The following is a 21,054-nucleotide window of genomic DNA, read 5'->3' as shown; positions in this document are numbered from 1 at the left end:
GGGGGAATGTACAACAGGGGAGCGAGTTCCTAAAAAGGAGCCGCGCTCGATGTCCTTCAGGATCTTGAGCCACTCCGCTGCGGGGCCTGAGCCAGTTCTTTGTCGCGGCGGGGTCGCTACGGCCGAACGGCGATGTCTGCTCGGAGTCGGAGCGGGCACGGCCTAGCACTACTTTGGCAGAATGTGTTTTCGCCGCTGTTTTTCAAGGATTTGCTTTCGGCAATGTGGGCACTGCTGGGGCGGCGGCCGAAGGATGAGATCGACGATGGCGTGACGTACGGCGGGCATAGTCGGTTGAGGCGGAGGCCCGTTGATTCTTTTTTTTTCGCCCCGCGTTTGCGAGGCGACGATGTTGCAGGAAGGCGTAGGCAATCATTGTCATAAGGGCGTGGCGATGAAGACCTTGCCATGATCGCCCTTCGAAGTGATCAAGTCCAAGTTCCTCCTTCAACTGTTGATGCGCCTGCTCACAAATCCACCGTCCCTTGATGGTGGCGGCCAGCGTGCGCAGATCCGTCGTCGCCGGAAGATTGGCGAGATAGTATTTCTTCTCCCCGGAGGCACGTTGCTCGCCAATGAGCCAGGCTTCGTCGCCTGGGAGATGCTGCTGACCTTTATCCCATATCCGCTGCGGAGGGCCGTCGGCGGTGCGGACACGGAGAGCAGCAAATCGGGCTTTGAGCCGACCTTTCGTCCCGCTGCGCCAACTCACGGTTTTCCATTTGGCGCTGGCCAGCATTTGTTCTGCCGCAATCGATAAGATATCGGGCACGTGGTGCTTTCGTGGTTTGCCACGGGCTTTGGTGATCGGCCAAATGAGCTTCACATCGACCGGATACACTTTCTGGTGCCGAGGGATACCGACCGCCCAGGCCAGCCCGCGCTCTGTTAGCCCTTGTCGAAACGGCGCGCTGAGGCCGTATCCTGCATCCGCCAGCACACATCCAAAGCGTATGTTGGCTGCCATCGCGCGGTCAATCTCGGCCAAAGCGATCTCCGGCTTGGACCGCGGCGTTCGGTGTTCGACTGGCACGCGAGCGCGCTTCAAGCGAGGCATGTCGCTTGTCCAGCTGTCAGGCAGAAAGAGACGTAACGCGACCATCACGGGCACTTCCCCGCGCGCAAGCGTTAAAGACACCAGCGTTTGGCAATTTGCAGTTTTACCGAGAGCCGACGCGTATTGAGCCGCAACACCGACCGATCGCTCACCCTTTTTCGGCAGTGAGGTGTCATCAATAACCAGCACCGCATCCCTGCCGCCGACAAGTCGGTCCGCCTGGTTGAGCAGCTCTGTCTCTAGCGGCGTCGCGTTCCAGACGCCGTCCGCAATGAAATGGTGCAACTGGTCGTAGTTGCTCGTGGCAAGGCGTTCCGCCATCGGCTGAACGCTCTTGCGATCGCCAGGACCGATCAATCCCGCAACATATAGAGGACACATCCGCTGTCGGGTCTTATGACCCAGCCGGTCCAAGAACGGCATCAGCCAGCGTTCGAGTTCGTCTTCCCATCCCGGCATGGTCAGCCCTCCAAGAGCCGACCACCCATGAATCATTGAACAATTGATTCGGGAATCCTATAAATCGCGGCAAAATCAACAATCTGCCAAAGTAGTGCTAGGTCGTGTACTCATCTGTGGACGCCCCACGAGATGCAAGCGATTTTTGAAGAAGATCGGCACATAGTGGGATGCTGCCATCTGTCCGGCCTCTGATGGTGCAGCGATGAAGCTGGGGCCCGTATGGGAGTTCGCAGGCCGGAACCAAATCATAAAGGCGTGCTCTAGGCACGATGAGTACACCTGGTTCTTCCGACCTCGTCTCGCCGACTGTTGCGCCATACCCTCCTTCGACCGACTACATCTCTGACGACCTCAGGTCCGCCAGGATCACGCCTTGGCTAAGACCGGAGCCCTATAATTTTCACGCTTTACAAGCAACGCCCAGACGATCCGAGCCATCTTGTTCGCAAGCGCGACCGTTACCAACATGCGCGGTTTGCGAGTCAAACTCCGTTCAAGCCAAGACCCCTTTAGCGCCCCGCGTTTGCTGGCCTGCTGCACGACAGCGCTGCTTCCGATGATGAGGAGACGCCTGAGCGTGCGCTCCCCCATCTTGGATGTCGCGCCAAGCTTCTGCTTTCCGCCCGTCGATTTTTGAAGGGGTGTGAGACCTAACCAAGCGGCAAAGTCGCGGCCTTTGGCGAAGGTCTCGATCGGCGGTGCCAGGGCGGCGATTGCGGTGGCAGAGATCGGGCCGATACCAGGGAAGGTCATTAGCTGGCGCGATACCTCGTCCTCGCGAGCACGTCGCGCGATCTCCTGGTCGAGATCCGCGATTTTGCCATTGAGGTCGGTCAGCAGGTCCAACATCATCGGAACATGGCGTGGGCCGCTTTGGGAAGCGAGCTGGCCATCTCTTCCTCCTCGATCAGATCGATAAGCATCGCCACGTGCGATGGCCCCTTAGGTGCGACCCAACCATATTCAGTGAGATGTCCCCGGATCGCGTTGATGAGCTGCGTTCGCTGCCGCACTAACAGGTCACGGGTCCGAAACACCAGACCCGCCGCCTGTTGCTGTTCGCTCTTCACGGCCACGAACCGCATGCTCGGCCGCTGCGCTGCTTCGCAGATCGCCTCGGCGTCGATCGCGTCGTTCTTTTGCCGCTTCACAAACGGCTTTACATAGGCGGGAGGGATCAGCCGAACTTCGTGGCCAAGCCGAGTGAGCTGACGGGCCCAGTGATGGGCTCCGCCACGTGCCTCCAGCGCTACCGTGCAACTCGGCTGGGCTGAGAAGAAATCCAGCAGCTTTCCTCGGCTGATCCGTTTGCTGAATATAGCTCGCCCTTTCCCGTCTGCTCCATGAGCGTGGAAAACATGCTTGGCGATGTCCAGACCGATTATGCTAACCTCCGACACGGACGCCTCCCTTAAGTGGTGCTAAACACCTCCACCGCACATCGATGCCGTCGGCGGGGCGTCCGCCCCATCATAAACGTCGGCTTAGCGACGCGCAGCGGAAGTCGTCCACTTTGGGCGATCGGCGGCTTGTGACCCGAACGGGACGTTGACGGTCAAACGTGAAGCTAAATCTCGAGTAAATCCCGGCCCGCTATGATCTCGCCGGAGAAGGCTTTGCGGGCTTCGTCCACAAACACCTGATCGGGAACAGCGCCATTTCCTGGAACAAAATGACTTAGCACTAGCGTTTTGACACCTGCGGCATGAGCGACTTCGCCCGCCTGTTCAACTGTAAGTGCATTGCCTGAAATGCTTTTGAATAGATTATCCGCCGTCTCCTTGTCGAACCTGCCTGCTTTCACTGCTCCATCGAGCGCTTTACGCGTTCCCGGAAGATATTGTGCCTCGCACACGAATACATCCGCGCCTTTAGCAAGGTTGATGAGAGCGTCGGTCTTCCGGGTATCCCCAGAGAAAACGATGGAGCGATCTGCGGTATCAAAGCGGTACGATAGCGCCACAGGAATCGGTGGATGGTCAGCCAAGACACAGCTAACCTTCACATTGTCGTCTTGCATCACAATTCCGGCCGCCCCTATCTCATGCGGAACTAGCATTGCCCTGGGATCGGGCTTGCCTTCATCGCGAATGCGAATGTCGATGTCGAAAGCATTCAGCTCAAAAAACTTCTTTGTCATTTCTGCCAATGGTGGCGGGCCATAAGAATCGACTGCCTTCGGCAAGCTCGAATACCACGCAAAATAAAAAAGGTTGCCATAGTCTAAATTGTGGTCCGAATGCTGATGCGTAATGAAAATGCTTTTTAGCGCGTTGAGCCTAAGACCAGCTTGCACGATCTGCCGGGCAACGCCGTTCCCACAATCAACAACATAAAGGGAGCCGCCGGCTACAATGGCGTTTGAAGGTGCAGCTCGCCCGACCTGCAAGGGGGGGCCGCCGGTCGTGCCCAACAACACAAGTTTCGTGCGGGCAGATTGTCCCGCGGCGAGGCTCGGTGCCAGCACTGGTGCGAGAAGTGCTCCTGCGGAAATTTTTAGCGTCTCTCGTCTATTCAACGTCACAGATCGCCCTCCCACCTAAGTGGCAAAATGGTACTGCTGAATGGCAGGACCGTCTACTTCGCTGTTCCGGTTTGGCCTACTTGGGACAGCCGCTATGGCCCATCGCTTCCATTGGCGGGGTGCCGCTGCTTGTCGGCTGACAGGAGCAGACCGGAAATTTGCAGCCGAGCGCCAGTTCGTCGGCTTGTGGCCTCAGCGGACATAGTCTGGACCTGGTCCATACTCTCGTTTCTCGCGAAATTTAGAAGCGAGTCCGCAGTCCCAAATTTGTAAATAGGATGTTGCTCGGCCCTGCGCTTGCCGTGAACCCGCCGGGCTGCGCGGCTTTGTTGATTTCTCCCGCTGCCAAATGGATTATGCCAATCCCGCCGATGACTTCGACATGTTCGTTGATCCTATAATTTGCAAAAACAAGCGTACTCCAAGCATCAGGATGATCGGTCCAGCCGGTCGAAACACCACGATCCCATCCAGCCCTGACCGAAAGGGCAAGCTTGGGACTCCACAAGTAAGTGACTGTATCTGAGATCGTCCAGCCATCACGAAAGAATACGTTCAGAGAGGTCAAAGTGCGCCCAGAACGGAGTGGTGCCGCATCCGCGCTGAGAATGACTGGAACAGAGGTTAATGTACTCCAGTCAGCCCATTTCACGGAAACGCTGTTCAGCCAAGCGGGAGCGATCGCAGTATGAAGAACGGCCTCCAATGCCTGTGGAAGAGGAGTGGCGGCATTGACACTTACGGTGCCAAGAAATGCATTTCCTCCGAGAGGCAACTGCTGCAACGAGCCCCGCGCAGAAAAATCGAGATTGGAGTAGTACATGAGGCTTGCACGAAATGCCTTGTTGGGAATCTCGTAAGCAAGGCCCGCGCGCCAACCGGTCGCAGAGGCTTCGAGGTCTAGCGCCGGTCGGATGGAAGAACCATTTGGGAGCCTCCGAAATGCCTCCTCGTGATAGGTGGCGAAGCTTTCGGTGATGCCTCCGATCAGGCGGATGTATCCAGGCCCAGCTTTCACCCGGTAAGAGCACGTGAGACCCAGCTCGTCTACCGTGAGCGCTCGTGATACGATGATGCTGGCTTGGCTCCATGTCGAGCCATAGTCATTGTTCAGGCCAAACGGTTGCCGATATGTCGCAAGGCAAGCCGCGTCTTCAACGAGTGAAAACTTCGCATTGATCGACGGTCGAAAAATGTTCGGTGCCGTGCTGACGCTTTCCGGCGCACCGTTGACCGTCTGAAATTTGCGGTTCGGGATCAGATCAAAAAGACCGAGATCGACTACCACTTGGGAAGGATCGAAAAGCAAATCGACGCCTTGATCGAAGCGATCCCAGCCTCCGGCAAGAACGCCACAATGACACCCGCTTGCAATCAGCAATATGAATGCAACGCAGCAATTACGCAGCCCATGCATCGCATTTCTCCAAAGTGCGACCGGCTTGTCGACATTCAAACCTCCTTCCACAGAGCTGGCCAGTAACTTTCCGGTCGGGCAAGATGCCTCGACATGCTATTCCCTCGACTTGTGACCAAATGGGCACACATCGCAAACATCGGATCAGCAGAGCCATATCGGAATATCGAAGTAGCTGATGACGAACCTCGGAAGAGGAAAACGCGATTGCCTTCGCACTGACGATCGCAAGGCCCATCCCTTCCTGTCATATAGTGGACCGTGAACTTGCGCTTCATTCCGGACATCAGATACGGCACCAGAGTTTATCCTGAAAAAGTCGCCAGGCGCCTCCGCGCTTTCAATATCGTGGTGTGGAGCGGTGCAGCACTTATCCTGTTCTTCGGCGTTCTCCGCTATTTCGACAAGACGACGCCTTTTACCTGGCAACTCGCCGTAGCCAATCTGACCACCGCGCCCATCCTTGCGGCTCTTCCATTACTGCACCGCTTCAGTTCAGCGGCCGCTCCGTTCGCTCTGGCCTTGATTGGCGACGCATTCCTGTTTTACGTCAGCACGCGCCTAGGTACCGGCATCGGCATTTTCTTTTACTATTCCGCTTTTACGGCGCTTGGCATCCTCTTTCTTGGGCCTGAACGGATGTTGCTTACCGTAGCACTCGCGGCAATTGCGACAGGAGCAATCATTGTTCTCCATTCCTTTGTTCCTGTCACAACGGGAATAGCATCGCCGGAGAGGATGTTTTATGGCTATTTCGTCGTCAACGTCGTGGCCAGCTCGGCGATATTGTACGGCATCCTGTTTTACGCTATCCGGCAGTTTACCCGTGCGGAAGCAATGGTCGAACGGGAATACGAACGTTCGGAACTGTTGCTGTCCAATATCTTGCCCCCGCATGTCGCCCGTCGATTGAAACAGAGTCCAAATCAAATCATTGCCGACGCGTATCCGGAAGCATCCGTTCTGTTCGCGGACATGGCGGGCTTTACAGCGCGTGCCAGCGACACCCAACCAGAGGAATTGGTACGGTTTCTGAACAGCATTTACACAAAGCTGGACTCTAGCGTCGAGAGTCGTGGCCTTGAGAAGATAAAGACCACCGGTGACTCCTACATGGTCGTTGCTGGCATACCAAAAGCCGACCCGGATCACGCCGGTGCTCTGGCTCATCTTGCGCTGGATGTCCAAGCCACATTGTATGGCTTGCGGGACCCAAAAGGCCGCCCGGTGCCGGTCCGCATTGGCATCGCGTCCGGCCCGGTCGTGGCGGGTGTCATCGGAACACGAAAGTTCTTCTACGACGTTTGGGGGGACACGGTAAACACCGCATCCCGCATGGAATCCACCGGCGAGGTCGGAAAAATTCAGGTTGCACCGGTAACGCATGAATTGCTCAAGGATCGCTTCGAGTTCCAGGAACGCGGATCCATTGAAGTGCGCGGAAAAGGCCTTATGCGAACGTGGTTTCTTGTCGGCCCCAAGAATTAGCGCAGGCAATCATCCGATTCTAAGCGAGTGGTCGCCATGGGACAGCCGGACCTTGCTTTGGTCCTCGACGAAGTCAGCTATTGGCCGCCTCGGACCAACTGGGACGCTTCGATTACGTCCGCTGTTCACGGGGGACCGGAACTCACAGGTAGAGGTCTGCACCGACGCGATTAACCCATTGCAGACGCGCGCGGCCTATCGCTGCGATCTGCTTTCAAGCAGCCGGTCGCGGACCTCTTCTGATACAAAGCGCTCCGCCCGCTGCCATGCCTCGTCATTGTCACCGCGGAACTGGAAGTACTTTCTGAACACGACGCGCTCGGCTGCTGTATCAATGGCAGCAATCCGCACAACCTGGACCAGCGTGCTTAGCTTGTGAACGATGCCGATTAGCAGCATCTGCGTGCCGGCCTGTGATGCTGCGCGCACCCGATCGCGCAACGCCGGTCCGTCTGTCGGACAATTTGGTGCGCAGGAGGAGGGCACGAGCTCGAAGCGGTGGTCTGCCGTGACGTCGTCCAGCAGTGCGGTCATGAAAGCCCGCAATCGCTTTTCATGGACGACCGTCTGATCGGCAGGCTCGTTCGACGTGTCGATATAATTGAAAACGTCGACGGAGACGGCCAAAGCGTGGCCGGCGGTCGCGGCGGATGCATCTGAGATGAGGCTGGATCCGAGGAACAGCCAGGTGAACAGGCCGGCTATGGCGAGAGCGTCCAACAAGGAGACGTGGCGCATGGCGATGGCTCGATTGCGGTGCGACTATAACCCCTTGCAAGCATCAATTGCTGCATTCCCTACCGCAATGCGGCACCGTCGGTTCAGACCAGTCGCGCAGATGTCCAAAGCGAATTTGACCGCAACACTAGAGGTCGCCGGCGGAAAGTCAGCTTACAAATTAGCCATCCAAGGCTGTGTGAAGTGCTCGCATGCAAGCGCTGGTAAAGGCGCAGTTTGCTGCAATGCACGAGTCCGCGCCTGTGAAGGGTTTCGGATGCCGGCCCAGTGAGTGACGGTGCCGCGGGCTCCGAGGGCCGGCTTCCGAAAGCCTCCAAAGGAGATGCTATGGGGCGGCGACGAGGATATTGCATCCATTGTTGCTGATGAACCGATGGAGCGCCCCATGCAGAAGTTGAACGATCTGAGCCGATCCTCGAGCCCCCTCGACCCGAATGGCACGCTGATCGCAGTTATCGAACTGAGCCTGTTGAGCTGGCTCGTCGCCGGCATCGTGCCTGGCGTCGAGCGCCAGCCATTGAAGAAGCTCGCGGTCGACGAGAGCGCATTGCTGAAGTTGCTGCATCGATGGCGAGAGGAAGCAACGAAGGCCGGGCATCGGATCAAACGCATCGCCGTCGTTTTCGAGGCCGGCCGTGACGGCTTCTGGCTGGCGCGCTGGCTCAGGGCACGCGACATTGAGGCTCACGTCATTCACGCATCGAGTGTGGCGGTGTCGCGCGAGCACCGGCGCGCCAAGACCGATCGGCTCGACACCGAGCTGCTCAAACGCTCTTTTCTCGGCTGGCTGCGCGGCGAGCGTGATCACTGCAAGATGGTGGCGATCCCGACAATCCAGGACGAAGATGCCAAGCGGCCCAACCGCGAACACGAGAGCCTCGTCGGAGAACAAAGTCGGATCGTCAACCGAATGAAAGCAGCGTTGATCCGGCTCGGCATTCGCGGCTTCAATCCCAAGCTGAAGAAAGCTGCCGAACGCGTCCAGCCGCTCGCGCAATTCGCGCGCCGTCGTCTCGGTGTAGCCGGTACGCACCTTGCCGGCGTAGAGCAGCTTGCCGTTCTGGCGTCGGCCGACGTAGAGCGAGGCGACCTTGCGCGGGCGCGCCCCAAGCTTCAGGCCCGCCAGGAGCCGCCTCGATCAGCGCGTCCTTGGAGAGAGGAGACCCAGCTCGTTCGAGAAGAAGGCGCAGCATCACACCTGGGTCCGAGGCGCTGCGCAGATCGCAACTGACTTTTACGCTCGCAAGTGCGCGACTGGTTTCATAGCCCTATTCGCGAAACCGCTCGCGGCCCCACACGCACCATTGATAGTGGATCGCCACGGGCACGAAATAGTCTTCCGTTCTCACCGGCGGCAGCCCGTCGTTGAAATGCAGAAGCTTGTCCTGGCGCACGATGAGCCCGCAATCGATCAGCTTCTGAAGGGTCGCTTTCGAACAGCGCGGAATCTGGTTGATGGCGATGGCCTCGAAGGCGAGGGTCGCGGCTCTGGTCATGCCCTTGCAAGGATGATCGGTCATGTACTTTAAATCGTGGTTTCGATTTTCTGCTGCTCAGAAGTATTTCGCTCTCGCGCGATGCTTCTGTTCGAAGGCGACAACGCCGGGATCGCCCAGGCGCCGCTCCACCTCGGCATGGCGCAACGCCTTGCGGAGGCACTGGAGCACGAGGCCGTCCTCCTGGAGCCTCTCCGCAATCGCCATCGCGCAGTCGCCCTCCGGATAGTGGTCGACATTGCTGCTCTCGGCGACCTCGATGCACTCCAGCAACCATTCGATCAAAAAGCGTCCTGCGCAGTCCAACGCGAAATCAGGTACGGCGCCGCAGCGCGCGACCATCAAACGCTGGATCCGCTCGACGAGCTCCGCGTCGGAAATATTGGTCTCGATCCGTCCGTAGACGCTACCACCGCGTGCGAAGGCGCCTCCGTAGCGCGTCATCTCTATGTCGAGCCCGAGGTCGAGTTGTTCGTTGATGAAATGGCGGATGCCCGCCATGAAGATACGGACAATCTCGGTCCTGACGTCGGGATGGAAGATCGAGGCCGCGACGGCATCCACGAACGTGTCCGGATCGTAGGGATGAACGCACTTCGCCGCCGCCTCGAACGCCAACCGTTCGATCGCCGCATGGTATGCGCGCTCCCAGCCCGTGCCGTCGAACGCCATGTCGTAGAGCTCTTCCGCCTCGAAGCCCGAGTCCGTCACCGCCACCTCCCGAATATCCGTTGGCGAATTATGCCGGCGCGCGGGGGCGAGACAACGAAAAACAAATTTAGTCAATTTGACAAAAATCTTTTGCTGTGGAGAACGGCCGCGATCTCGATTTCGCACCGCCTATAACAAGAACACAGAGTCGAGTCCGGGTTCGGGGGCATGGCTTTTCGTTTGGGGCAATGCCTCAAGGAGTTTGCCGACTTCCATGTTAACTACCTGCATCCCAGCAAGGCCGTCGTGCCGGTCCAGGATGGGTCAATCGCTTGGCGAAGCGGAGACCATCGTCGCGCAGCTGTTTTAGGGTCTTATTCACGTGGACGGTAGACAAAGCCTTCACGCGCCTGCACTCCCGCGAAGGCATTAACCAATTGCTGCCGTGAGGCTTGAAGCCGTTTACGAGAAAACTTAAGTAGGTGGCTTCGGTTGTACGCATCTGCCATGTGTTTTCCGCGTTCCGCGCGGGTAGGTTTTGCTTTTTTCCGCGTTCGCGCGGGTCCGTTATCAACACCATTAGAACTCCGCGTCCAAGCTTTAGCTTGTATGAAACGGAGACTGCTGTGGTCACACAGAGTTCGGCAGTTCTATGGCTTTCGGAGAAGACGAATGAAGCGGAAGGGTTTGAAGCCAGTGGAAGTTGGTGAGTTTGTGCGGGAGTGGGTTGCGCCGGGCGGTGATGTCACCGGGCAAACCACGGACACAGAGCTCCAAGTCATCTGTGATGCCTATCTGAACCAGGCAAGGGAAGAGGGCTGCGCGGTCGATGGCTCGCTCATGGACGGGCTTGCCGAGCTGCGAGATTGGGTCCGCAGCCGCTGAATGCTTGAACCCGCCGTCACGGCGGGTTCTTTTTAAATTGCATCTGCTTCTTGGATCGACCGGGGTGTACGGTGGCTCGGCTTAAATGAGATGCGATGTAGCGCCCCGGCAACCAAGACGATATTCCCGATGCTTCGCGCCGCTGGTGTTCTCGAACGACACTGTAGATGGCGCACACGGGCTCGCAATAGCGAAGGAAGTTGTGGAAGAATCTCTTCCATCGATTCCCTGCTGGCTTCTTGGTATTAGCCGCGTCAGTGCGAGTTGTTCACCTACACGTTGGCGTTAACGGCGGTCATGGGGTGCTGAGCCCGAGCGGTCATCACGCCAGCCCACCGCTTCCGCAATTCCTCGTCGACGTAGCGCGGCTGCTGCTGGATCCCGTACGCATGCGCCGCCTCAATCCGGGCCTTGTAGGATGAGCACGCGGTGAGTGGTGACGACGAAGAGGACCGACTTACTCCACAGCGACGGCTGGTTGGTTAGCCAGCCCACCGCCCGCTGGGCGTGGTGGACGTCGCCGGCGCACACCGCGAGGTCAAAGTCCAGGCCCCCCCCGAACGTCGTAGTCGTGCGGCCCGACCTCGCTGTCGATGTCGGCTGCGATGAAGACTTTCATGAGACGGACGATCGTGTGCGCTGCGGCAGAGAGGCAACGCTATTAAGCGGTGCGTCTGATCACGAAAGATAAGCGCCGAACGCTTGCTACGGATTTGCTACGGAGTTTTTTGCCGAAGAACCCATTTCCATAAGCGATTGACTCTATTGCATTTTTGGTAGCGGGAGAGGGACTCGAACCCCCGACCCCAGGATTATGATTCCCGTGCTCTAACCAGCTGAGCTACCCCGCCACAGGGTCGCGAGGGCCGAAACAAGCCGACCTCGCGAACGCGCGGCATATAAGGAAGGGGGCGGCGGGCTGTCAATCCGAGTTTGGCAAAGCTTCCACCTTCGCCAAGGCTTCCGCCTTCGCTAAAGCTTCGGCGGGACATGTCGGCGGGGGATTTGGGCCTTTTGGCGCTGAATCCGTCATGGCCGGGCTGGTCCCGGCCATCCCGGCCGGCCACAAGAACGTGGATGCCCGGGACGAGCCCGGGCATGACGACGAGATTGGGATGCGGAACAGGCTCCGCCTACGCCAAGGCTTCGGCGCGACGAGCTATTTCGGCCGCACCGTCGGGTCGCCGCCGGGGCTGCCGGGGGGCGGGATGACGGGCATGGCGCCGTTCGTGCTGGGCGCCGGGGCGTGCATCTCGGGATCGACGCCGGAGGGCGGGCAGAGCACGCCGTCCGATTTTGCCAATTTGTCGCCGAGCGGTTCCCGGGACTGGCCGGTGGTGGTGCCGTCGGCCGAGCGGTTCGGGCGGTCCTGCGGCGTGCAATTGGTCGCATGCTGCGGGGATGGCGGCGCGGTCGCTTGCGGCGGCGTTGCCGGGGCGGGCGGAGCCTGCGCGATCGCGCTGCCGGAGGCGGCGATCAGGAGGCTGGCCAGAATGATGTTTGATGTCGTGCGCATGGGAGGGAAACGCGCGGGTCAGCCCGCGTGTTCCGCACCCCCGATCACGATTTGAGGTAGCGGATCAGCGAAAAGTGGCCCATCGGCGGCATCGGGCGGCGCTCGGCCAGCGTAACGCCGCCGTGTTTTGCGGCCCAGTCGACCAGGCGCTGCCATGGAAATTCCGGGCGCCAGCCGAGGCGGCGGGCGAGCGGCGCAAACGCGAGCTCGGAGAGTTTGCGCAAACCTTTTTCGGCCCCGATGTGGTTGACCAGGATCAGCTCGCCGCCGGGCTTCAAGACGCGCATGAACTCGTCGAGCGTGCCTTCGGGATCGGGCACCGCGGTGATGACGTATTGTGCGACCACCGCGTCGAAGAAGTTTTCGGGGAAGGCGAGGTTCTTCGCGTCCATCACCGAGAGTACTTCGACATTGCTCAAGCGCATCGCGCGCACGCGCGATTGCGCCTTGCGCAGCATCGGCTCGGAGATGTCGACCCCGCAAATCTTCGTGGTGCGCGCATAGTCGGAGAGCGACAGCCCGGTGCCGACGCCGACGTCGAGGATGCGGCCGCCGATGCGATCGGCCTCGGCGATGGTCGACTGCCGGCCGGCGTCGAACACCTTGCCGAACACGAGATCATAGACCGGCGCCCAGCGGCCATAGGCCTTCTCGACCCCGGCCCGCGAGATGTCTGCTGCCATGCCCCCTGCCCTGCCTAGATTCTTATTTTGCGCATGATCTGTTCGGAAAACCGCTGCACACTTTTCCGGATCATGCGCTTAGCCGCGGACCGCTTCTGCGAGCGGCCTCGTCGTGCTGCTTGCGGCCTTCGCGGCGGCGCTTTGAATGAAGCCGCCGCCGAGCACGCGGGCCTGGCCGCCAGGTGCGTCGTAGAACACGCAGGCCTGTCCCGGCGAAACGCCCTCTTCGCCGGCGACGAGCTCGACCTCGTAATGGCCGTTCGCGCCGCGCAGCCACGCCGGCTGGGGCGCGCGGGTCGAGCGCACGCGCACGAACATTTCGAGGCCATTGCCGATGGCGCGGTCGATGTCGCCATCGCCGATCCAGTTGACGTCGCGCAACACGATGCGGTGCATCTTCAGCGCCTCGCGCGGGCCGACGACGACGCGGCGGTTGGCGGCCTCCAGCCGCACCACGAACAGCGGCGCGGCGGCTGCGATGCCGAGGCCGCGGCGCTGGCCGATGGTGAAATTGGCGATGCCGTTGTGCCGGCCGAGCACGCGGCCGTCGAGATCGACGATGTCGCCGGGGTCCATCGCGTTCGGCCGCAGGCGGGTGATGATGTCGGTGTAGCGCCCGGTCGGCACGAAGCAGATGTCCTGGCTGTCGTGCTTGTCGGCGACGGCAAGACCGAAGCGCCGCGCCAGCTCGCGCGTCTCGGGCTTGGTCATGTCGCCGAGCGGAAAGCGCAGATAATCGAGCTGCTCCTGCGTGGTCGCGAACAGGAAGTAGCTCTGGTCGCGATCGGCGTCGGCGGCACACACCAGCGCGCGCGAGCCGTCGGCGCGGCGGCGCGAGGCGACGTAATGACCGGTGGCGAGCGCGGTGGCGCCGAGTTCGCGCGCGGTCTTCAAGAGGTCGCGGAACTTGACCGAGCGGTTGCACTCGATGCACGGCACCGGCGTCTCGCCGAGCGCGTAGCTGTCGGCGAAATTGTCGATGACGGATTCGCGAAAGCGGTCCTCGTAGTCGAGCACGTAATGGGGAATGCCGAGCTTGGCCGCGACGTCGCGGGCGTCATGAATGTCCTGGCCGGCGCAGCAGGCGCCCTTGCGATGGGTCGCCGCGCCATGGTCGTAGAGCTGCAGCGTGATGCCGACAACGTCGTAGCCTTCCGCCTTCAAAAGCGCAGCCGTCGTTGATGAATCGACGCCGCCTGACATGGCAACGACGACCCTGGTATCCTCAGGACGGCCTTCGAGATCCAGACTGTTGAGCATGGGCCTTAAAGCGTTGTGGACGGCGGTGTTGGGCGATCCGCTGGGTGCTTCCGGCGGGACAAAGGCAATCCCCGGGAACCGAGAGTTCCCGAAGGGCGCGGCCTGCCCGGTCGAAAGCGGTTGAGAGCTGTCTCTTTAATATAGGCGGCCTTCCGGTGAAGCAATCACGGACCCCCCAAGGTTTACGGCAATTCTTGCCGGGGAGGCAGAAATGGCGGGGCTTCGGAGGCCCCGCAGCGGCAAGGTCAAGTTATCAAGCCATTGATTTAACTGCGTAAAATGCTTTTCGCAGAGGTGGCCCGCTCCTTGCTACCTCTCATGGCGAAGATGTTTCCAAGGGGTTGCCTGTGGTCGGTCGTACGTCAGATGTCGTGGCAAGCGTGCAAGTCCCAAGCGCGCAGCAAAAGCTTGCCCGGTCGCAAGCGCCGAAAGACACGTCCAACGACTCCTTTGGCTCGCTGGTGGACAGCAACACCCAGGCGATCAGCGATAGCGCGGCGTCCTCCGTGCAGGACTCCCCGCGCCGACCCGATTCATCGTCCTCCGCCTCGGACAAGAGCCCGCGCGATCGCTCGGCGACCGACCAGTCCTCGCAGAGCAAGGCCAGCGACGACGCCGACAATTCCGCGCCCGCCAAAAACGACATCAAGAACGACGCCAAGAGCGACGCCAAGAACGACTCGACGGCTGATGCGGCCAAGGCTGATAGCAAGTCCAAGGACAAGCCGGAGGCGTCCGACGCCAAATCGGCCGACAAATCTGCGGACAAGTCCGACGAGACCAATGCGGACAAGGCCGGCGGCATCGATGGCCTCGCCGCCGTCGATACCGCCGCCGCCGCGCAAGTCGACGCGACGCAGGCCGCCGTACCCGATCCGAATGCACTCGTGGTCGCCGTGCCGGTCGATTCCAACGCGGCTGCAAACCAAGTCGCCGGCGCCGCCGCCTCGCCGCTGACGATTGCCGCCGCCGGCATCGCCGCCAGCGCATCCATCGCAGCGCAGATCGCCGGCACCAAGACCGATACCGCGACGCCGGGCGACAAGAGCGCCAAGACCGCAAGCGCCAAGGTCGATGCCGACACCTCGGCGGTGCTGGCCGATGCCGCGACCGGGACCACCGATTCGACCGCGGCCGATGCCAAGACCAATGGCGGCCTGATCGCCGCCGTCGACCAGGGCACGCCAAAAACCTCGTTCAAGGCCGCAGTCACTGCGCAAGGCGCCAGCGACGTCTCCAATATCGGCCAGGACACCGGCAAGGCCAACGCCGCGCAGACCTCGGCGACGGCAGCGTCCGCCAACGCGGCGCATCCGCACGCCGACAAGCCGCCGATCGACGCGAACGCGACCGACGCCAAGGCTGGGACTTCCGACCGCACCGCCGATGCGGCACCGGCGACGGCAGCACCGCATGCCCATGCGGGCACGCAGGCCGCTGTCTCCACCACCGACACCGGCGCGCAGGCGGCCTCGGCCGTGCAGGCGTCGCTGACCAATACGACTTCGGCCGCGACCGCATCGACCGCGACGCTCACGGCGACCGCAGCCACCAATACGGCCATTCCGATCACAGGCGTGCCGATCGAAATTGCCGCCGCCGCACGCGCGGGCAAGACCCGGTTCGACATCAGCCTCGATCCGCTCGACCTCGGCCGCATCGACGTCCGCATCAATGTCGACCGCAACGGACAGGTCACCTCGCATCTCACCGTCGAGAAGCCGGAGACGCTGCAGATGCTGCGGCAGGACGCGCCGCAATTGCAGCGCGCGCTCGACGATGCCGGCCTGAAGACCGGCAGCAACGGGCTGTCCTTCAGTCTGCGCGACCAGAATTCATCGGGCCAGAACTCCGGCCAGAACAACGACAATGGCGGCAATGCCCGCCGGCTGATCGTCAGCGACGAGGACGCAGTTCCCGCGGCCCCGGTCGGGCGCAGCTACGGCCGCATGCTCGGATCGAGCAGCGGCGTCGACATCAGAGTGTGAGGAGTATTCGATCATGACCACCACGAATGCCGCCACCGCCCCGTCCGTCGTCTCGGGCACGACCGACCTGCCGAAATCCTCGTCGAACCCAAGCCTGGGCTCGACCACCGGCGCGACGCTCGCCGGCAACTTCCAGACCTTCCTGACGCTGCTGACGACGCAGCTGCAGAACCAGAACCCGCTCGATCCGCTCGACACCAACCAGTTCACCCAGCAGCTGGTGCAGTTCGCCGGGGTCGAGCAGCAGCTCAAGACCAACGACTCGCTGTCCCAGCTCGTCACCCTGCAGCAGACCACGCAGGCGACCCAGGCGCTGGGCTTCGTCGGCAAGACCGCCCTGGTCGACGGCACCACCGGGACCATGACGAATTCGTCGGCGACCTGGCATCTCAACGTGCCGAGCGACGCCACGGTCGACATCACCATCGCCAATGCCAGCGGCCAGACCGTGTTCACCGGCAAATACACCGCCGGCGCCGGCACCGACGTTCCGTTCACCTGGAACGGCCAGGGCAATGACGGCACGCAATGGCCCGACGGCAAGTACACGATCTCGGCCACGGGCAAGGATGTCGCCAACAACAATGTCGGCATCGCTGCGCAGGTGCAGGGCACGGTGTCATCCGTCGACCTGACCCAGTCGCCGCCGCTGCTGACCATCGACGGCGCCAGCTACACGCTGAGCCAGGTCAAGAGCATCATCGCGACGGCCAGCAATTAAAGGCGGAATGCCCCTGGATAACGGTGTCGTCCTGGCGAAGCCAGACCCATTGCCACCGAAAGTCGCTTTGGTTCGTAACCCCGAGTCGTCGTAGCGACTCCTCCCTGGGGTAATGGGTCCTGGCTTTCGCCAGGACGACAATTGGGGTCTTGCAGCGCCGCGCGCAGGCCTCGTTCGTTAGTAAAGTATTTACGAACACCCCCTTCGGCCCGCCTGGACGCACCGTCCCGCCGGCCGAGTCGGCTGCGTTCCAGCCATTTTCAACGAGAATTGTATTGAAGCCTTAGGCTTAGCGGATTTTTAAGCCGGCGCGCGTAGGGTTCCTGAGTGAGTTCAGTGGTTGAGAGTTTGTGAGTACGCCATGACAGAACCCCATCGCCCGAGGGTAAAATACGTCATCGGGCCGGACGGTAGTCCGTTGACGATTGCGGATCTGCCTGCACCCGGCACCAAACGCTGGGTCATCCGCCGCAAGGCCGAGGTCGTCGCCGCAGTTCGTGGCGGTCTTCTCTCCCTCGAGGAGGCCTGCAGCCGTTACACGCTGACGGTTGACGAATTCCTCTCCTGGCAGTTTTCGATCGACCAGCATGGTCTGGCGGGACTTCGCACCACCCGTATCCAACAATATCGCCAGTAGGCAATCCGGAAATCTGCGGCTTTTGACGAAAATCGGCCTCGTCTTGCGAGGCCGATTTTTTTCATGCTTCGTTTTGGCGCGACTTTTGTCGCAGCTCTTAACCTTCGTTAACCATATCGAAACCATCACCTAGGCAATAATTGCCCAGTCGGCCTTTCCTGTGAAAGCAGCCGAATCTGTCGGGGCGGTTGCTTGCAAGGTCTTGCGGACTTTCTGAAGGGTATCGGAGCCGCCCGGTTCGGGGCGATGATCGCGGTCACCGCCGCGCTCGTCGGCTTTTTCGCGTTCGTCATCATGCGCGTCACCACGCCGCAGATGACGACGCTGTTCACCGACCTCAGCGTCGAGGACTCCTCGGGCATCATCAAGGACCTGGAGCGTCAGGGCATCCAGTTCGAGCTGCGCAACGAGGGCACCATCATCATGGTGCCCAAGGACAAGGTCACCCGGCTGCGGATGAAGCTCGCCGAGGGCGGCCTGCCCAAGGGCGGCGGCGTCGGCTACGAGGTGTTCGACAAGTCGGATGCGCTCGGCACCACCTCTTTCGTCCAGAACATCAACCATCTCCGCGCGCTGGAAGGCGAGCTCGCCCGCACCATCCGCGCCATCGACCGCATCCAGGCCGCCCGCGTCCATCTGGTGCTGCCCGAGCGCCCGCTGTTCTCGCGCGAGGCGCCGGAGCCGTCGGCCTCGATCGTGGTGCGGGTCCGCGGCGCGCTGGAAGCCCAGCAGATCCGCGCCATCCGCCACCTCGTCGCCTCGGCCGTGAACGGGCTGAAGCCGCAGCGGGTCTCGATCGTCGACGAGACCGGGCAGCTGCTCGCCGACGGCGCCCAGACCGATCCGGACCAGCAGATCGGCGACGAGCGCCGCACCGCCTTCGAGAAGCGGATGCGCAAGCAGGTCGAGGACATCGTCTCCTCCGTGGTGGGGACGGGACGCGCCCGGGTCCAGCTCTCCGCCGATTTCGACTTCAACAAGGTCACCCAGACCTCGGACAAGTACGATCCCGAAGGCCGCGTGCTGCGCTCGAGCCAGACCCGCGAAGAGCAGAGCATGACCGCCGACAACAACGGCCAGGTCACCGTCAACAACGAATTGCCGGGCAACCAGCAGAACGGCGGCGTTGCGGCCAAGGACCAGAGCAAGAAGAGCGAAGAGACCAACAATTACGAGATCTCCCGCACCACCAAGACCGAGGTGACCGAGGCCGGCCGGGTCAACCGCATCTCGGTCGCGGTGCTGGTCGACGGCATCTACTCCAAGAACGAGAAGGGCGATCTGGCCTACCAGGACCGCACCAAGGAGCAGCTCGACCGCATCGCCACGCTGGTGCGCTCGGCGATCGGCTTCGACCAGAAGCGCGGCGATCAGGTCGAGGTGGTCAATCTGCGCTTTGCCGATGCCCCCTCCACCCCCCCGATCGCCGAGCCGAGCGGCTTACTCGGCATGCTCCAGTTCACCAAGGACGACGTCATGTACTTCGTCGAGCTCGGCGTGATGATGCTGCTCGGCCTGGTCGTGCTGTTCCTGGTGGTCCGGCCGCTGGTCAAGCGCATCCTGGCATCCGACGAAGTCGCAGCCGCCATCTCCGGCGCCCTCACCGGTCCGGCGAGCGACGAGGCCGCGCCTGCCAGCCAGGCGCTCTTGCCGAGCGGCGCCGCGAGCGCGATCGACGTCGCCACGGTCCAGGGCCAGGTCCATGCCCAATCCGTCCATCGCGTCGGCGAACTCGCCGAGCGCAATCCCAACGAGACCGTCGCCATCATCCGCCAATGGCTGACCGAACCCACGAAATAATCGAGAAGTGATCTGATATGGCCGCCGCCCTGCAAAACGCCAATTCCAACGACATCACCAGCGTGATCTCCACGCTCGGTCAGCGTGCGGGCAGCCGCGGAGGCGCGAAGACCGAAGCGGTGGCGGGGCCGAAGCGCGCCGCGATCCTGATGCTGGCGCTCGGCGAGCAATATGGCGGCAAGATCTGGTCGCTGCTCGACGACGACGAGGTGCGCCAGCTCTCCCTGGAAATGTCGACGCTCGGCACTGTCGAGGTCGACACCGTGGAGGACATGCTGCTCGAATTCGTCTCGCGGATGTCGGCCTCCGGCGCGCTGATGGGCAATTTCGACGCCACCGAACGGCTGCTCCAGCAATACCTGGCCCCCGAGCGCGTCAACGGCATCATGGACGAAATCCGCGGCCCCGCCGGCCGCAACATGTGGGAGAAGCTCTCCAACGTGCAGGAAGAGGTGCTCGCCAACTATCTCAAGAACGAATATCCGCAGACCATCGCGGTGGTGCTGTCGAAGCTGAAGCCGGAACACGCCGCGCGCGTGCTCGGCATCTTCCCGGAGGACCTGGCGCTCGACGTCGTCAACCGCATGCTGAAGATGGAGGCGGTGCAGAAGGAGGTGATCGAGAGCGTGGAGAAGACGCTGCGCACCGAATTCATGTCCAATTTGTCACAGACCCGCCGACGCGACGCCCACGAGGTGATGGCGGAAATCTTCAACAATTTCGACCGCCAGACCGAAACGCGCTTCATCACCTCGCTGGAAGAGGACAACCGCGAATCGGCCGAGCGGATCAAGGCGCTGATGTTTACCTTCGACGACCTCGTGAAGCTGGATTCCGGCTCCGCCCAGACCCTGATGCGCAACGTCGACAAGGACAAGCTCGGCGTCGCGCTCAAGAGCGCCAACGAGGACGTCCGCAACTTCTTCTTCGGCAACATGTCCTCGCGTGCGGCAAAAATGCTCCAGGACGACATGGCGGCGATGGGCCCGGTCCGCCTGCGCGACGTCGACGAGGCTCAGGCGCTGCTGGTCAACCTCGCCAAGGATCTCGCCGCCAAGGGCGAGATCATGCTGACCAAGAACCGCGCCGACGACGAGCTGGTGTATTGATGGCCGCTCCGGCAAAATTCCTGTTCGACAACGACTTTGCAGCGCCCGACCGGACGCGCGAGAAGGCCGCCACCGCGGCCGAGATCGCCCAGAAGGTCGCGGAAGCCGAGGCGCGCGCCTATCAGGACGGCTTCGCCGCCGGCCAGCGCGAGGCCAAGGCCGAGAGCGACCGCCGTGTCGCGCTCGCCATGGAAGAGATCAACATCGCCATCCGCGGCATCGCTTCGGGCATCGGCAACATCGAATCCAAGATGGAAACCGAGGCGGTCGACGTCGCGGTCGCGGTGGCGCGCAAGCTGTGCGCCGATCTGGTCGCCGCCGAGCCGCTCGGCGAGATCGTCGCGCTGGTCAAGGACTGCTTCTCGCATCTGGTCGCGACGCCGCATCTCGTCGTCCGCATCAACGACGCGCTCTACGATTCCGCGCGCGAGAACATCGAGCGCCTGGCTAGGCAGAACGGCTTCGAAGGCCGGCTGGTGATTCTGGCCGAACCCGAGATTGCCACCGGCGACTGCCGGATCGAATGGGCCGATGGCGGCGTCGTGCTGGAGCGCGCCGCCATCACGGCCAAGATCGACGAAATGGTGGGACGCTATGTTGCGTCCCGCAGGGGGAGTTAAGC

At 61.5% G+C, this 21,054-nt stretch carries 18 protein-coding genes, 1 tRNA gene and 1 pseudogene; 9 read left to right on the top strand and 11 right to left on the bottom strand.

Annotated features, from left to right (window positions below):
- Positions 1-202 precede the first annotated feature (202 nt).
- From IVB54_RS07605 to IVB54_RS07590, 4 genes and pseudogenes are all read right to left on the bottom strand, one after another.
- Positions 203-1,552, bottom strand: coding sequence for an IS701 family transposase (locus tag IVB54_RS07605; RefSeq protein WP_247767993.1), 1,350 nt, complete (start codon positions 1,550-1,552; stop codon positions 203-205).
- A 333-nt stretch (positions 1,553-1,885) separates the two neighbouring features.
- Positions 1,886-2,919, bottom strand: a pseudogene (locus IVB54_RS07600) (IS110 family transposase).
- A 167-nt stretch (positions 2,920-3,086) separates the two neighbouring features.
- Positions 3,087-4,043 (bottom strand): MBL fold metallo-hydrolase, encoded by a 957-nt coding sequence (locus IVB54_RS07595; protein ID WP_247406020.1) that lies wholly within the window; start codon positions 4,041-4,043, stop codon positions 3,087-3,089.
- 241 nt (positions 4,044-4,284) lie between these two features.
- Positions 4,285-5,499, bottom strand: coding sequence for an outer membrane protein transport protein (locus tag IVB54_RS07590; RefSeq protein WP_247406018.1), 1,215 nt, complete (start codon positions 5,497-5,499; stop codon positions 4,285-4,287).
- Between the two features lie 228 nt (positions 5,500-5,727).
- Between IVB54_RS07590 and IVB54_RS07585 the strand changes: the two genes are divergently transcribed.
- On the top strand, positions 5,728-6,948 hold the full coding sequence (locus IVB54_RS07585; protein ID WP_247406015.1) for an adenylate/guanylate cyclase domain-containing protein: 1,221 nt from the start codon (positions 5,728-5,730) through the stop codon (positions 6,946-6,948).
- A gap of 195 nt (positions 6,949-7,143) precedes the next feature.
- Here the strand turns inward: IVB54_RS07585 and IVB54_RS07580 are convergent, their stop codons facing one another.
- Positions 7,144-7,686: a DUF2380 domain-containing protein gene (locus tag IVB54_RS07580; protein ID WP_247406012.1), complete on the bottom strand. Its 543-nt coding sequence runs from the start codon at positions 7,684-7,686 to the stop codon at positions 7,144-7,146.
- A gap of 322 nt (positions 7,687-8,008) precedes the next feature.
- Between IVB54_RS07580 and IVB54_RS07575 the strand changes: the two genes are divergently transcribed.
- On the top strand, positions 8,009-8,917 hold the full coding sequence (locus tag IVB54_RS07575) for a hypothetical protein (protein WP_247777123.1): 909 nt from the start codon (positions 8,009-8,011) through the stop codon (positions 8,915-8,917).
- Between the two features lie 37 nt (positions 8,918-8,954).
- Here IVB54_RS07575 and IVB54_RS07570 read toward each other — a convergent pair whose 3' ends face one another.
- Positions 8,955-9,206: a hypothetical protein gene (locus tag IVB54_RS07570; protein WP_247393189.1), complete on the bottom strand. Its 252-nt coding sequence runs from the start codon at positions 9,204-9,206 to the stop codon at positions 8,955-8,957.
- 33 nt (positions 9,207-9,239) lie between these two features.
- Positions 9,240-9,893 carry a hypothetical protein gene (locus IVB54_RS07565; protein WP_247777122.1) on the bottom strand — a complete coding sequence of 218 codons (654 nt, stop codon included), beginning with the start codon at positions 9,891-9,893 and terminating at the stop codon, positions 9,240-9,242.
- 612 nt (positions 9,894-10,505) lie between these two features.
- Between IVB54_RS07565 and IVB54_RS07560 the strand changes: the two genes are divergently transcribed.
- The gene (locus IVB54_RS07560; protein WP_247777121.1) at positions 10,506-10,718 is read left to right on the top strand and encodes a hypothetical protein; all 213 of its coding nucleotides are present in this window, start codon (positions 10,506-10,508) and stop codon (positions 10,716-10,718) included.
- Between the two features lie 774 nt (positions 10,719-11,492).
- On the opposite strand, the gene IVB54_RS07555 is transcribed toward IVB54_RS07560, so the two are convergent.
- The 4 genes from IVB54_RS07555 to mnmA form a co-directional block, all read right to left on the bottom strand.
- Positions 11,493-11,569 (bottom strand) — tRNA-Met (locus IVB54_RS07555).
- A gap of 308 nt (positions 11,570-11,877) precedes the next feature.
- Positions 11,878-12,234 (bottom strand): hypothetical protein, encoded by a 357-nt coding sequence (locus tag IVB54_RS07550; protein WP_063994841.1) that lies wholly within the window; start codon positions 12,232-12,234, stop codon positions 11,878-11,880.
- 44 nt (positions 12,235-12,278) lie between these two features.
- Positions 12,279-12,917, bottom strand: a complete 639-nt coding sequence (locus IVB54_RS07545) for a class I SAM-dependent methyltransferase (RefSeq protein WP_018453892.1) — start codon at positions 12,915-12,917, stop codon at positions 12,279-12,281.
- A 78-nt stretch (positions 12,918-12,995) separates the two neighbouring features.
- The gene (gene mnmA, locus IVB54_RS07540) at positions 12,996-14,177 is read right to left on the bottom strand and encodes a tRNA 2-thiouridine(34) synthase MnmA (RefSeq protein ID WP_027570436.1); all 1,182 of its coding nucleotides are present in this window, start codon (positions 14,175-14,177) and stop codon (positions 12,996-12,998) included.
- A gap of 347 nt (positions 14,178-14,524) precedes the next feature.
- Here mnmA and IVB54_RS07535 point away from each other — a divergent pair, with 347 nt between their 5' ends.
- The 6 genes from IVB54_RS07535 (at position 14,525) to IVB54_RS07510 (ending at position 21,052) form a co-directional block, all read left to right on the top strand.
- The gene (locus tag IVB54_RS07535; protein WP_247294083.1) at positions 14,525-16,165 is read left to right on the top strand and encodes a flagellar hook-length control protein FliK; all 1,641 of its coding nucleotides are present in this window, start codon (positions 14,525-14,527) and stop codon (positions 16,163-16,165) included.
- Positions 16,166-16,178: 13 nt separating this feature from the next.
- Positions 16,179-16,886 carry a flagellar hook capping FlgD N-terminal domain-containing protein gene (locus tag IVB54_RS07530; RefSeq protein WP_018453889.1) on the top strand — a complete coding sequence of 236 codons (708 nt, stop codon included), beginning with the start codon at positions 16,179-16,181 and terminating at the stop codon, positions 16,884-16,886.
- A gap of 361 nt (positions 16,887-17,247) precedes the next feature.
- On the top strand, positions 17,248-17,523 hold the full coding sequence (locus IVB54_RS07525) for a DUF1153 domain-containing protein (protein ID WP_002714638.1): 276 nt from the start codon (positions 17,248-17,250) through the stop codon (positions 17,521-17,523).
- 192 nt (positions 17,524-17,715) lie between these two features.
- A complete protein-coding gene (gene fliF, locus IVB54_RS07520) occupies positions 17,716-19,323 on the top strand; it encodes a flagellar basal-body MS-ring/collar protein FliF (RefSeq protein WP_085349194.1) in 1,608 nt (535 codons plus the stop codon).
- Positions 19,324-19,340: 17 nt separating this feature from the next.
- Positions 19,341-20,432 (top strand): flagellar motor switch protein FliG, encoded by a 1,092-nt coding sequence (gene fliG / locus IVB54_RS07515; protein ID WP_018453886.1) that lies wholly within the window; start codon positions 19,341-19,343, stop codon positions 20,430-20,432.
- Entirely contained in the window at positions 20,432-21,052 is a 621-nt protein-coding gene (locus tag IVB54_RS07510) for a FliH/SctL family protein (RefSeq protein WP_018453885.1), read from the top strand. The genes fliG and IVB54_RS07510 overlap by 1 nt, the downstream gene beginning before the upstream one ends.
- Positions 21,053-21,054 lie beyond the last annotated feature (2 nt).

It is taken from the genome of Bradyrhizobium sp. CW1 (assembly GCF_023100665.1).
GTDB classification, from domain to species: domain Bacteria; phylum Pseudomonadota; class Alphaproteobacteria; order Rhizobiales; family Xanthobacteraceae; genus Bradyrhizobium; species Bradyrhizobium canariense_D.
This window is presented reverse-complemented; position numbering and strand designations above follow the sequence as displayed.

Coding starts and splice junctions, on each gene's coding strand:
- IVB54_RS07605 (WP_247767993.1), bottom strand. CDS start 1,552: ATGATTCATGGGTGGTCGGCTCTTGGAGGGCTGACCATGCCGGGATGG.
- IVB54_RS07580 (WP_247406012.1), bottom strand. CDS start 7,686: ATGCGCCACGTCTCCTTGTTGGACGCTCTCGCCATAGCCGGCCTGTTC.
- IVB54_RS07575 (WP_247777123.1), top strand. CDS start 8,009: ATGCTATGGGGCGGCGACGAGGATATTGCATCCATTGTTGCTGATGAA.
- IVB54_RS07570 (WP_247393189.1), bottom strand. CDS start 9,206: ATGACCGATCATCCTTGCAAGGGCATGACCAGAGCCGCGACCCTCGCC.
- IVB54_RS07560 (WP_247777121.1), top strand. CDS start 10,506: ATGAAGCGGAAGGGTTTGAAGCCAGTGGAAGTTGGTGAGTTTGTGCGG.
- IVB54_RS07550 (WP_063994841.1), bottom strand. CDS start 12,234: ATGCGCACGACATCAAACATCATTCTGGCCAGCCTCCTGATCGCCGCC.
- IVB54_RS07545 (WP_018453892.1), bottom strand. CDS start 12,917: ATGGCAGCAGACATCTCGCGGGCCGGGGTCGAGAAGGCCTATGGCCGC.
- mnmA (WP_027570436.1), bottom strand. CDS start 14,177: ATGCTCAACAGTCTGGATCTCGAAGGCCGTCCTGAGGATACCAGGGTC.
- IVB54_RS07530 (WP_018453889.1), top strand. CDS start 16,179: ATGACCACCACGAATGCCGCCACCGCCCCGTCCGTCGTCTCGGGCACG.
- IVB54_RS07525 (WP_002714638.1), top strand. CDS start 17,248: ATGACAGAACCCCATCGCCCGAGGGTAAAATACGTCATCGGGCCGGAC.
- fliG (WP_018453886.1), top strand. CDS start 19,341: ATGGCCGCCGCCCTGCAAAACGCCAATTCCAACGACATCACCAGCGTG.
- IVB54_RS07510 (WP_018453885.1), top strand. CDS start 20,432: ATGGCCGCTCCGGCAAAATTCCTGTTCGACAACGACTTTGCAGCGCCC.